At 71.6% G+C, this 12,223-nt stretch carries 12 protein-coding genes; 5 read left to right on the forward strand and 7 right to left on the reverse strand.

Going from position 1 to position 12,223, the window contains the following annotated elements:
- Positions 1–91: 91 nt before the first annotated feature.
- The 4 genes from AB0B94_RS24405 to AB0B94_RS24420 all read right to left on the reverse strand — a co-directional run bounded on the left by AB0B94_RS24405 (position 92) and on the right by AB0B94_RS24420 (position 3,668).
- Positions 92–496, reverse strand: a complete 405-nt coding sequence (locus AB0B94_RS24405) for a DUF3263 domain-containing protein (protein WP_357284626.1) — start codon at positions 494–496, stop codon at positions 92–94.
- 241 nt (positions 497–737) lie between these two features.
- Positions 738–1,754 carry an ABC transporter permease subunit gene (locus tag AB0B94_RS24410; protein WP_357284629.1) on the reverse strand — a complete coding sequence of 339 codons (1,017 nt, stop codon included), beginning with the start codon at positions 1,752–1,754 and terminating at the stop codon, positions 738–740.
- The gene (locus tag AB0B94_RS24415; RefSeq protein ID WP_274525180.1) at positions 1,751–2,761 is read right to left on the reverse strand and encodes an ATP-binding cassette domain-containing protein; all 1,011 of its coding nucleotides are present in this window, start codon (positions 2,759–2,761) and stop codon (positions 1,751–1,753) included. The genes AB0B94_RS24410 and AB0B94_RS24415 overlap by 4 nt, the downstream gene beginning before the upstream one ends.
- A 121-nt stretch (positions 2,762–2,882) precedes the next feature.
- On the reverse strand, positions 2,883–3,668 hold the full coding sequence (locus AB0B94_RS24420) for a DeoR/GlpR family DNA-binding transcription regulator (RefSeq protein WP_238667040.1): 786 nt from the start codon (positions 3,666–3,668) through the stop codon (positions 2,883–2,885).
- Positions 3,669–3,868: 200 nt separating this feature from the next.
- Between AB0B94_RS24420 and AB0B94_RS24425 the strand changes: the two genes are divergently transcribed.
- The 3 genes from AB0B94_RS24425 to nagA are packed head-to-tail and all read left to right on the forward strand — an operon-like array spanning position 3,869 to position 6,854.
- Positions 3,869–4,798, forward strand: coding sequence for an SIS domain-containing protein (locus tag AB0B94_RS24425; RefSeq protein ID WP_357284635.1), 930 nt, complete (start codon positions 3,869–3,871; stop codon positions 4,796–4,798).
- A complete protein-coding gene (locus tag AB0B94_RS24430; protein WP_357284640.1) occupies positions 4,795–5,748 on the forward strand; it encodes an ROK family protein in 954 nt (317 codons plus the stop codon). The genes AB0B94_RS24425 and AB0B94_RS24430 overlap by 4 nt, the downstream gene beginning before the upstream one ends.
- Positions 5,745–6,854: an N-acetylglucosamine-6-phosphate deacetylase gene (gene nagA / locus AB0B94_RS24435; protein ID WP_357284643.1), complete on the forward strand. Its 1,110-nt coding sequence runs from the start codon at positions 5,745–5,747 to the stop codon at positions 6,852–6,854. Before AB0B94_RS24430 ends, nagA begins: the two co-directional genes overlap by 4 nt.
- Positions 6,855–7,113: 259 nt before the next feature.
- Here nagA and AB0B94_RS24440 read toward each other — a convergent pair whose 3' ends face one another.
- Positions 7,114–8,337, reverse strand: coding sequence for a DUF4032 domain-containing protein (locus tag AB0B94_RS24440; protein ID WP_357284646.1), 1,224 nt, complete (start codon positions 8,335–8,337; stop codon positions 7,114–7,116).
- Positions 8,338–8,457: 120 nt separating this feature from the next.
- Between AB0B94_RS24440 and AB0B94_RS24445 the strand changes: the two genes are divergently transcribed.
- Positions 8,458–9,195: a phosphatase PAP2 family protein gene (locus AB0B94_RS24445; protein WP_357285241.1), complete on the forward strand. Its 738-nt coding sequence runs from the start codon at positions 8,458–8,460 to the stop codon at positions 9,193–9,195.
- Between the two features lie 10 nt (positions 9,196–9,205).
- Positions 9,206–10,441, forward strand: a complete 1,236-nt coding sequence (locus AB0B94_RS24450; RefSeq protein ID WP_357284649.1) for an APC family permease — start codon at positions 9,206–9,208, stop codon at positions 10,439–10,441.
- Between the two features lie 3 nt (positions 10,442–10,444).
- Here AB0B94_RS24450 and AB0B94_RS24455 read toward each other — a convergent pair whose 3' ends face one another.
- Positions 10,445–11,230, reverse strand: coding sequence for an ABC transporter permease (locus tag AB0B94_RS24455; RefSeq protein WP_357284654.1), 786 nt, complete (start codon positions 11,228–11,230; stop codon positions 10,445–10,447).
- Positions 11,227–12,216 carry an ATP-binding cassette domain-containing protein gene (locus AB0B94_RS24460; protein WP_357284657.1) on the reverse strand — a complete coding sequence of 330 codons (990 nt, stop codon included), beginning with the start codon at positions 12,214–12,216 and terminating at the stop codon, positions 11,227–11,229. Before AB0B94_RS24460 ends, AB0B94_RS24455 begins: the two co-directional genes overlap by 4 nt.
- Positions 12,217–12,223 lie beyond the last annotated feature (7 nt).

The following is a 12,223-nucleotide window of genomic DNA, read 5'->3' on the forward strand; positions in this document are numbered from 1 at the left end:
CCTTGATCAGCGCGATGAGCTGGTTCACCCAGGCCGGCAAGACCCGCCGGATGCCCTGCGGAATGATCACCAGCCGCATCAGGGTGGGGGTTTAGCGGCGGCGGTTGCGGGCGCGCGACGAGCGCAATCGGCGGAGTCGGCTGATAAGCACGGGGTCGGCGGCGAGGGCGGCCGGATTGTCCAGCAGGCCGTTGAGCAGTTGGTAGTACCGGGTCGAGGAGATCCCGAAAGTGTCCCGGACGGCCTGCTCCTTGGCACCGGCGTGCCGCCACCACTGCTGCTCGAAGGCGAGGATGGCCCGCTCCCGCTCGGTCAGCCCGGCTGCCGGCCCGCTGGGCTCAACGCCCGCTCCATCGTCCGGTTCGGGATCACCTGTGGTCTCGATTGGCGGCACCCGCCGCGGAGTCGGGACCGCCGGCCCGACGGTGCCCTCGACATCACCTCGATGAGCGTCAGTGGACGGCTCGGGCGTGGCCGGGGCGGCGTCGGCGGACATGGCACTCAGCCTAGCCAGGGACGACCTGGGTCGCACCAGCCGGCGCGGCCGGCAGCGTGAACGTCGCGGAAGGGTAGCCACAGGCCACCTTTGCTCTGCTTCAACCCAGGCAACGCCGCACGGGCCGCAGTGTTGCTCGGGTGGAAGCAGAGCAAAGGACCCCCTTGAGGCGGATGGTCGCGCCCACGAACACACGAAGGCCCCCGGCCTGAGCCAGGGGCCTTCACGTCGAGCATTGGAGTCAGGAGATGTCGCGGCGACGCATCGCCCAGAGCGCCGCCCCGAGGATCACCACCACCCCGACCGAGAGCAGGACGGAGGACTGCTGCCAGGTGATATCCATGGTGGCCGGCTTGCACTCCCCGTAGTAGGTCGCGTTGCAGGAATTCCAGTCCTGCAAGGTGACCGTCTTCGTCATCCAGGCCAGCACGTAGGTCGGCAACAGCCAGGCCTCGGCGAACCGCACGCTCGCCATGGACAACAGGATGCCCAGGCCGAACTGGCCGACCACCATCACCGCCACCACGCCGCCGAGGGCCATCGCGGTGTGCCGACCCAGCGAGGCGAGGGCGAAGCCGATGGTGGTGAGCACCAACACCAGCACCACCCCGCGTACACCGGTCAGCAGGAACGACTGCCAGACCCCCGAGGTCATCTTCTCGGTGCTGCCCCGGAAGTTGGCGACCGCCCAGAACCCGGCGAACCACAGCACCGCGGCCGGAAGCGTCACCGCCAGGATGCCGGTGAGCAGCGCGGCCAGCTTGGTGAGCAGTACGGTGAGCCGCTTCGGCCGCCAGAGCAGCAGGTTCATCATGCCGCCGGTGCTCCACTCGGCGCCGACGAAGGACGCGCCGATGACGAACCCGACCAGGGCGAGGATCGCCGCGAACGGGATCAGGGTCTCGGCGAACGTCTCCTTGAAGTCGAACGTCGACGGCAGGAACCAACTCGCCTCGATCTGGTCCCGGGACGGGGCCGTGATCATCGAGCAGTCGTCCGGGTACCGGCCGTCGGTCGCCGTGCCGGCCGTCTTGGCCTGCTCACACGCGGCGCGCTCCTGCTCGCTCCAGCGCACCTGCTCCTGGTACTGCTGGTCGGCCTGCCGCTCGGCCTGGGCGAGCTGGCCGGCGTCGATCTTCTGGTTTGTGAAGAACACCCCGACCACCACTGCGGCCAGCACCAGCAGGCCGAGCAGTGTCATGTATCGGGTGAAACGCCGCTTGCTGAGCCGGCGCAGCTCGGTACGAAAGAGGCTCACGCGCCCCACCCTCCTCCGGCGGGGCCGGGCTGACCCGTCCCACCGACCTTCATGGACTCGTCGACCTGCCGGTGCTGCCCGGGTACCGGCGCGGTGGCGGTCAGTTCGAGGAAGACGCTCTCCAGGTCGACGGCGATCGGCGCCAACTCACTGACGTAGAGGTTCTTCTCGGCGAGCAGCCGGGTCACCGACGCCGGCTTGTCGACGCCGGCCAGCATCAGGTGGTCCGGGTGACCGGTGACCCGGATCCCGGCCTGGGTGAGCGTCTCGGTGGCCAGCGGCAGGTCGCTGACCGCCTCCAGCCGGATCCGGACCGCGCCGGACGAGTGCTGCGCGAGCACCTCGTCGACCGGGCCGAACGCGACCCGCCGGCCGAGCGAGATGATGGTGACCGAGTCGCAGATCAGCTGGATCTCACCGAGGATGTGGCTGGACAGCACCACTGTCATTCCGGATTCGGCGAGGGTGCGCATCAGCGTGCGCATCTCCCGGATGCCGCCCGGGTCGAGGCCGTTGGCCGGCTCGTCGAGGATGAGCAGCTTCGGGTTCTTCAGCAGGGCCGAGGCCACGGCGAGCCGCTGCTTCATGCCCAACGAGTACGTCTTGACCCGCTCGCCGGACCGGTCGCGTAGCCCGACCAGCTCCAGCACCTCGTCGACCCGGACGGCCGGCACCTCGCCCGCCCCCGCGAGCAGGGACAGCGTGTCCCGGGCCGTGAAGTGCGGAAAGAACTGCGGGCTCTCCACGATCGCGCCGACCTGACCGGCGACAGTGGGCAGCGCGTCGGGAACCTCGTGCCCGAGCAGCGCCATCCGGCCGCCGTCGGGTCGGATCAGGCCGAGCAGGGTACGCAGCGTGGTGGTCTTGCCGGACCCGTTGGGACCCAGGAAGCCGTGCACCTGCCCCGCGTCGACCCGCATGTCGAAGCCGTCGAGCGCGTTGCGGGTGCCGCGTCGACGACTCTTGTACGTCTTACGTAGACCTTCGATCTCCAGGACAGCTGGCAAGCTGCACCTCCCCCGATGGGTGGGCGTGACAGCCGACACCATACGCGGTATGCAGCAGCGCGCAATACCCGGTATGCATGGACGCGCCGATCGGGCTAGTTCATCGACGGAACGTGACCACTCAGGCGCAGATGACCTGTACGCCGGCAGCGCGGAACGCGTCCACCACCTCCGGCGGGGCACCGGAGTCGGTCACCAGCGTCTCCACCCGCTCGACCGGGCAGATCCGGGCGAAGGCGTGACCGCCCAGCTTGGACGAGTCCGCGATGATGACCACACGCTTGGCGCGGGCCACCATCAGGTTGTTCATCGCCGCCTCCCCCTCGTGGTGGGCGGCGGCGCCGAGCTGCGGGTCGATCGCGTCCACGCCGAGCAGGGCGATGTCCAGGGTGACCTCGCGCAGCAGCGCCCCGCCCAGCGGGCCGACCAGCTCGAACGACTTCGGGCGCACCACGCCGCCGGCCACCACCACCTTCATCCGGGATCGGACCAGCAGCTCGTTGGCGATGTTCAGCGCGTTCGTCACCACGGTGAGCTGGGCACCCTCGGCGCTGGTGTTCAGATCCGGTCGCACCGCGAGCGCCCTGGCCACCTCGGTGCTGGTGGTGCCACCGTTCAGGCCGACCACCGTGCCCGGCGTGACGAGCGCGGCGGCGGCCGCCCCGATCCGCTGCTTCTCGGCCGAGTGCTTGGCCGTCTTGTAGCGCAGAGGCAGGTCGTACGACACGCCGTTGGCGACCGCGCCGCCCCGGGTCCTCGTGATCATTTGCTGCTGCGCGAGCTGGTCGAAGTCACGCCGGATGGTGGCCTGGGAGACGTCCAGCCGCTCGGCTGCCGCCTCGACGCTGACCCGGCCGTTGTCGGTCAGCATTTCGAGCAGGGCGTTCCATCTGGCGTACCGGTCCACCGCGGGGGCCCTCCCAGCAACTGCACGGACGGTGATTGATTGCGTGCACACTAGTGCGCGAAACTAGGCTGGCGCAAAAGACTGACCTGCGCGATCGGCCGGCCGGTTGCCATGGTCACCTGCGTTCGCGCAGAATAACGCGCGAAATGCGGGTCTAACGAGCCGTATTGCGCACCGATCGGCCCGGCGAGGAGTTTCCCATGGCGTACGTGGACGCGGAGATCGCGAGCCAACCCGACTGCTGGCGGGAGGCGGCCGGGCTGGTCGAGGTGGTACGCGGTGACCTGCCGCGCCCCGGGGAGCGCGTCGCCGTCGTCGGTTGCGGCACGTCGTGGTTCATGGCGATGGCGTACGCGACCCGCCGCGAACAGGCCGGCCAGGGTGAGACCGACGCGTTCCAGGCGTCCGAGTTTCCCGCCGGCCGCCGCTACGACCGGCTGATCGCGATCACCCGTTCCGGCACCACCACCGAGGTGTTGGAGCTGCTCGCCGCGCTGCGCGGACGGACGCCCACCACCGTCATCGTCGGTGATCCCGCGTCCCCGGCGGTCGCGCTGGCCACGGCCACCGTGGCCCTGCCCTTCGCCGACGAACGGTCGGTGGTGCAGACCCGTTTCGCGACCACAGCGCTGGCCCTGCTCCGGGCCCAGCTCGGCGACCCGGTGACAGCGCTCGCCGCCGACGCCGAGGTGGCGGTGCGATCCCCGCTGCCGATCGACCCGGCCACCATCGGGCAGGTCACCTTCCTCGGTCGGGGATGGACGGTCGGGCTGGCCCAGGAGGCGGCGCTGAAGTGCCGCGAGGCGGCCACCTTCTGGGCCGAGGCGTACCCGGCGATGGACTACCGACACGGGCCCATCTCGGTCGCCGCGCCGGGCCGGCTGGTCTGGGCGTTCGGTGAGCTGCCCGACGGGCTACCCGAGGATGTGGCCGCCACCGGCGCGGCCTTCGTGCACAGCCGCACGCACGGCTGGCGCACGGTGCTGGGCAGCTGGTCCGCCGGCCGCACCCCGGTCGATCCGATGGCCGACCTCATCCTGGCCCAACGCTTCGCTGTCGCGCTGGCCACCAGCCGGGGCCTCGACCCGGACGCGCCCCGCCACCTCACCCGGTCCGTGGTGTTGGCGTGAGCGACGGCCAGGTTGTCGTTGCGCTTGACGTCGGCGGCACCGGCATGAAGTGCGCGCTGGTCCGACCGGACGGCGTCGTGGTGCGCACCGAACGGCACCCCACCGACGCCGCCCGCGGCCCGGCCGCCGTGGTCGGCACCATCCTCGACGTGGCCGGTGGGCTGGCCGACAAGGCCCGCGCCGACGGGCTCACCCCGATCGCGGTCGGCATCGCCGTGCCCGGGGTGGTCGACGAGGCGCGTGGCGTCGCGGTCTGGTCGGCGAACGTGGGCTTCCGGGACGTACCCCTGCGGGACCTGACGGTGCGGCGGCTCGGCCTGCCGACGGCGCTCGGCCACGACGTGCGTGTCGGTGGTCTCGCCGAGGCCCGGCTGGGTGCCGGCCGCGGCACCGGGCACGTGCTGTTCGTGGCCATCGGCACTGGCATCGCCGCCGCGCACGTCGTGGACGGCACGGCCGCGGTGGGGGCCCACGGCGCCGCCGGGGAGATCGGCCACATCCTGGTCCGGCCCGACGGTCCGCGCTGCGGCTGCGGCCGCCCCGGCTGCCTGGAGGCGGTCGCGTCGGCCGCCGCGATCGGCCGCCGCTACGCCGAACTCGCCGGCGACACCACGGACGCCCCGGTGACGGCTGCCGAGGTGGCCGAACGGGCCGCGGCCGGCGAACCGCTCGCCGGCCAGGTCTGGCAGGAGGCGATCGAGGCACTCGCCGATGGCCTCGCCAGCGGGCAGGCGCTGTTCGACGTGGCGACGATGGTGCTCGGCGGCGGCCTGGCCCAGGCCGGGGACCGGCTGCTGACCCCGCTGCGGGCGGCGCTGCACGAACGGATGACCTTCCACAGGGAGCCGCAACTGGTCGCGGCAGCCCTCGGCGACGAGGCCGGTTGTCTCGGTGCCGCTCTGCTCGCCCTGGACGCCGTGGGTGTCCGTGACCATCAGGAGAAGCGATGACCGTACGGGTGAACGGCCGAGTGGTGACCCCGACCGGAGTCGTCCGACAGGGTTGCGTCGAGTGGGACGGTGATCGGATCACAGCGGTGGCCGAGTATCCGTCGGTGCGCGACGGGCACTGGATCGTGCCCGGCTTCGTCGACATGCACACGCACGGCGGTGGCGGGCACACCTTCACCACCGGGGACGCCGACGAGGCCCGCAAGGCGGCCGACTTCCACCTCGCCCACGGCACCACCACGCTGCTGGCCAGCCTGGTCAGCGCGCCTTTTCCGCTGATGCGTACGGCCACCGAGGCGTTCGCCCCGTTGGTCGAGGAGGGCGTGTTGGCGGGAGTCCACTTCGAGGGGCCGTACCTCTCGGCCGCCCGCTGCGGCGCGCAGAACCCGGAGTACCTGCGTGACCCGTCGACCGACGAGCTGACCGAGCTGATCGAGCTGGGCCGGGGCGCGATCCGGATGGTCACCCTCGCCCCGGAGCGCGACGGCGCGCTGGAGGCGATCAAGCTGCTCACCGCGCGGCGGGTGGTGGCCGCCGTGGGCCACACCGACGCCACGTACGAGCAGACCCGCGCCGCGGTCGCCGCCGGCGCCAGCGTCGGCACCCACCTGTTCAACGGGATGCGCCCGGTGCACCACCGCGAGCCGGGCCCGGTGGTGGCCCTGCTCGACGCGCCCACAGTGATCTGCGAGCTGGTCGCCGACGGGGTGCACCTGCACGACGGCATGCTGACCTACGTCACGGCGACAGCAGGGCCGGACCGGGCCGCGCTGATCACCGACGCGATGGCCGCCGCCGGAATGCCCGACGGCGAGTACGAACTGGGCGGCCAGGCCGTCACCGTCGCCGACGGGGTGGCCCGACTCGCCCGCGACGGCGCTATCGCCGGCAGCACACTGACCATGGACGCCGCGCTGCGGCACGCGGTGAACGCCGGAATCCCGATCGCCGACGCCGCACGGATGGTGGCCACCACTCCGGCGCGGGCCATCGGCCTGGGCGACCGGGTCGGGTCCCTCCAGGTGGGCCTCCGCGCCGACCTGGTGGTGCTCGACGACGACCTCAACGTGGTGCGGGTGCTACGCGCAGGCTCCTGGGTGGAGTGACGCCGCGGCCGGCCGCGCAGGCTGCGCCGCAACCGTTGACGCTCGGTGTCGATGCGTGGCACCTCAGCCCGCCCCCATCTGGCGAAGCTCGACAGTGCGCCAGTAAGCCCTTTGGAGCTGAATCGTCTACGACATCAGCTCCAAAGGCAGCGGCACAGACAGTCCCGTCGCCGCGCCCAGGCCGACGGGGGCGGCGGGCGGTGCCGTCGGCGGCGAAGATGTGCGGGCAACCACCCGAGCCGGACAGCCAGGCCGGACCTCAGCTCAGGCTGGGGACCTCGACGCCGAGGACGGCCTGCTCGTCGGGGCGGTGCACCAGCACGTCGGACAGGTACGACTGGACCGCGTGGCGCATCCCGACGTCCCGACCGGCCTGCTCGGAGAGCAGCCACTTGTGCTCGATGATCTGGGCGAACAGCTCCTGCGGCTCCAGCTTGCGGCGCAGGTGCGCGGGGACGGCCCGCACCACCGGCTCGAAGACCTCGGTGAGCCAGCGGTGGGCGGCCTGCTGCTCGTCGATCAGGTCGCTCTCCGCGCGGTAGGCGTCCAGGTCGTTGAGCAGCTTGCGGGCCTGGTTCTCCTCGGCGTCCAGCCCGGTCAGCCGCAGCAGCCGGCGGGTGTGGTAGCCGGCGTCGACGACCTTCGGCCGGACCAGGAAGCGCCCGTCGTCGATTGACGACATGGCCACCTCGGCGACGTCGAAGCCCAACTCGTTGAGGCGGCGGATCCGGCCCTCGATGTCGTGCCGGGCCTCCCGCTCGATCGCCTGCTCATAGGTGATCTCGTGCCAGAGCCGCTCGTAGCGCTGCACGACCTCCTCGCAGACCACCTCCGGGTCGATGGACTCGTGCAGCAGGCCGGCGGCCTGCAGGTCCAGCGCCTCACCGAAGATGTTCACCCGGGCGATCTCCAGGTCCTCGCCACGCTGGCCGTTGGAGAGCGAGTTGTGCAGGGCACCCGTCTCCGCGTCCACCAGGTAGGCGGCGAACGCGCCAGCGTCCCGCCGGAACAGCGTGTTCGACAGCGAGCAGTCGCCCCAGAAGAAGCCGGTCAGGTGCATCCGCACGATCAGGGCGGCGAGCGCGTCGAGCAGCCTGCTCATCGTCTCCGGCCGAAGGGTGTGCGAGAAGAGCGCCCGGTACGGCAGCGAGAACTGAAGGTGCCGCGTGATCAGCACCGATTCGAGCGGCTCCCCGTCCTCGGTCTGCCGGTCGGCGACGACAGCGACCGCCTCGACCGAGGGGAAGTCGATCCGCTCCAGGGCCCGGAGCAGGTCGTACTCCCGCTCGGCGATCCGCTCGCGGGTCTCCTTGAACGCGTACACGTAGTCGCCCAACCGGACGAACCGGACGATGTGCCGGGAGATGCCCTGCGGCAGCGCCACCAGGTGTTGGGCAGGCCACTCCTCCAGCGGTGTCGACCAGGGCAGGTCGAGCAGCGCCGGGTCCACGAGGGCAGACGTGATCCGCACGGGCACAAGCATGACTGGTCGCCCCCCGCATCCGCCCCTGATCGTGGTTGGGCCCACAGCGCCGCACACCCCGGCCTCGCGCCGGGCCGGTAGCGTGGTCGCGTGTTCAAACCCACAGCGGTACGACGTGACCTGCGGCTACGGCCCGTCCGCCCGGCCGGCTGGTGGTTCGACGCGCTCCTGCTGGTCGGTCTGGCCGGATTGACTGTGGCGCTCGCCGCCGAGCAGCTCTTCGGGTTGGACCGGGCGGTCGCCGACTGGGCCGACGGGCACCGGCCGGCCGCCGCGTACTGGGTCGCCCGGGTGCTGAACTTCCTCGGCCAGGGCACCCCGCTGACGTTGATCGCCGCCGGGCTGGGCGTGCTGCTGGCCGTCCGGCTGCGGTCGGTGCGGCCGATCCTGCCGCCGGTGATCGCGTTCGTGCTGACCAACCTGACGATCGGCCCACTCAAGATCTGGACCGCGCGGGCGGCACCGAGCGCCAGCGTCAAGGAGCCGTTCCTGACGCCCGAGCAGACAGTGCCGCTGTTCCACGACGACCTGCCGGTGCGGTTCGCCCAGTCCTACCCGTCGGGGCACGTCGCCAACGCGATCGTCTGGTACGGGGTCATCGCGCTGCTGCTCGCCCCGCTGGCCCGCAGCTTCGGTCGTCAACTGCCGGCCCGGCTCGTCACGGTGATCCGCGTCGTGCCGCCGCTGGTCGTCCTCACCACCACCACGTACCTCGGCTGGCACTGGCTGACCGACTCGGTGGGGGGGCTGCTGCTGGGCCTGCTCCTGGACCGGCTGCTGCACCGGGCACCCTGGGACGGTGTGCCGCTTCCCGGCCGGCTACGCGAGTGGGACCGGCCGTTCACCTCGTACCCCTAGGTTCTAGTTCGTGGATCAACTGGCGCGGCGGCTGGGCGTACCCGATGCGGTTGTCATCGGGTTGGGCTCGATGTTGGGCGCGGGCGTCTTCGTGGTCTTCGGCCCGGCGGTGGCGGCGGCCGGCGGTGCCGGCCTGCTGCCCGCGCTGGCGCTGGCCGGCTTCGTCGCCTTCTGCAACGCGACAAGCTCGGCGCGACTCGCAGCCCTCTACCCGGAGTCCGGTGGCACCTACGTCTACGGCCGGGAGCGCCTCGGGCCGTTCGCCGGGTTTCTGGCCGGTTGGGGCTTCGTGGTCGGCAAGACGGCGAGCTGCGCGGCGATGGCGTTGACCATCGGGGCGTACCTCTGGCCGGGCCAGGCCCGGCTGGTCGCCGTCGGCGCGGTGCTCGCTGTCACCGCGGTGAACCTGCGTGGCATCGGCAAGACCGCCACAGTGACCAGGGCGTTGGTCGCGCTGGTGCTGGTGGTGCTGGCAGTGGTCACCGTCGTCGGCCTGGTCGGTGGTCCGGTTCAGCTGGGCCGGCTCGGCGAGCCCGGCGGTTCGGCGCGGGGCGTGCTCACCGCCGCCGGGCTGCTGTTCTTCGCCTTCGCCGGGTACGCCCGGATCGCCACACTCGGCGAGGAGGTCCGCGACCCGCGGCGGACCATCCCGCGCGCGGTGCCGCTGGCGCTCGCGGTGGTGCTCGTGATCTACCTGGTGCTGGCCGTGGTCGCCCTCGGTGTGCTCGGCGCCGACCGGCTGGCCGCTTCCGTCGCGCCCCTGGCCGACGTGGTGACCGCCGCCGGGCTGCCCGGCCTGGCGTGGGTGGTCCGCGCCGGTGCCACCATCGCCGTTGTCGGGGTGCTGCTGTCCCTGGTCGCCGGGGTCGGACGGACCACCCTCGCGATGGCCCGCCGCCGTGACCTGCCCGGCGCGCTGGCCGCCGTGCACCCGGTGCACCAGGTGCCGCACCGCGCCGAGCTGGCTGTCGCCGGCGTGGTGATCGTGGTGGTGCTGCTCGGCGACGTACGCGACGCGATCGGCTTCTCCAGTTGCACTGTGCTCGTCTACTACGCGATCACCAACGCGGCTGCGCTCACACTGGGCCGGGACCCGGACCGGCGGTTGCCGGTCCGGGTGCTCGCCGGTCTGGGTCTGTTCGGTTGTCTGCTGCTGGCTGTCAACCTGCCACTGGGCAGCGTTCTCGCCGGCTTCGGTGTGCTCGCCGTCGGTGCCGCCTTCTACGCCCTGCGGGCCCGCCGCTGACCGTCAGCGGCTCAACCGCTGGTAGCGGCGCACGGCCAGCGGGGCGAACGTCGCGATCAGCAGCACCGGCCACAGCACCGCCAACAGCATCGCGTGCTCGGCCGGCCAGGAGTCGCCGCCCAGGCCCGGGTTGCCGAACAGTTCGCGGATCGCCGCCACTGTCGCCGACAACGGGTTCCACTCCGAGATCGTCCCGATGACCGACGGCATCAGCTCGGGCGACACGAAGACATTGGAGATCGCGGTGAACGGGAACGCCGCCGGAAAGACGATCACACCGACCGTCTCCGGGTTGCGGACCAGCAACGCCAGGTAGATCCCGACCCAGGTGATCGCGATTCGCAGCAGCAGGAGGAGCCCGACGGCGAGCAACGCCTTGCCGACCCCCTGTCGCCACTGCCACCCGACGAGCAGCCCACAGACCAGCAGGGTGGACATCTCCAGCAGGGCGCGCAGCAGGTCGGCGGCGCTGCGACCGGTCATCAGGGCGGACCGTGCCATCGGCATCGACCGGAACCGGTCGACCACGCCCCGGCTGAGGTCCAGCGCCACGCCCGTCGCGGTGGCCCCCAGCCCGTACAACATCGTCATCACGAAGACCCCGGGCAGCAGGAACTCGCGGTAGCTGCCGCCACCCGCCACCTGCATGCCGCTGCCGAACACGTACCCGAAGACCAGCACGAACATGATCGGCAGTGAGAAGTAGAGGATCAGCTCCTCCGGCGCGCGGACCACGTGGGTCATGTTCCGCCTGGTCATCGTCCAGCCGTCGGCGATCGCCGTGGTCATGCCACCTCCACAGTTCGTCCGGCCCCGACGGGCTCGCGGGCCTCGTCCGGCCGGTGCCCGGTCAGGTGCAGAAACGCCTCGTCCAACGTCGCGCGCCGCAGGCCGATGTCCTCGACCGCGATCCCGGCGTCGTCCAGCGCGCGTACCACGTCGACCAGACCGGCGACGCGATCCACGACCGGCACGCTGAGCCGTCGGACCTCGCTGTCGAGTTCGGGCTCCGCGCCGCAGATCGGCGCGACGAGACGGGCCGCCCGGCTCAGCTCGGCCACGTCGCGGACCACCACCTCGACCCGGTCGCCGCCGGTCATCGCCTTCAGCTGGTCCGGTGAGCCCTCCGCCACCACCCGACCGGCGTCGATCACCGAGATCCGATCGGCGAGCTGATCGGCCTCCTCCAGGTACTGCGTGGTGAGCAGCACAGTCGTCCCGTCCCGCACGAGACCACGGACCAGGTCCCACACCTGGTTGCGGCTGCGCGGGTCCAGGCCGGTCGTCGGCTCGTCCAGGAACAGCACCCGCGGCGTACGGATCAGGCTGGCGGCGAGGTCCAACCGGCGGCGCATCCCACCCGAGTACTCACCGACGGACCGGCTCGCCGCCTCATCGAGCCCGAAACGTTCCAGCAGTTCACCGGCGCGTCGGCGGGCCTCCCGTCGGCCGAGCCGGAACAGCCGGCCGAACAGCTCCAGGTTCTGCCGACCGCTGAGGATCTCGTCGACCGCGGCGTACTGCCCGGTCAGCCCGATCCGGGCGCGCACCTCTTCCGGCCGGCGCAGCACGTCGTACCCGGCCACTGTTGCTCTTCCCGTGTCGAAGCGCAGCAGCGTGGTGAGGATCCGTACGGCAGTCGTCTTGCCCGCGCCGTTCGGTCCCAGCAGTCCGTGGACAGTGCCGGGCGGCACTGTCAGGTCGAACGTGTGGAGCGCGCGGGTCGGGCCGTACCGCTTGCCCAGGCCCTCCGCGACCACCTCGAATGTCGTCATGTCCCCA

The organism is Micromonospora sp. NPDC048986, assembly GCF_040649335.1.
GTDB lineage: Bacteria > Actinomycetota > Actinomycetes > Mycobacteriales > Micromonosporaceae > Micromonospora > Micromonospora alfalfae.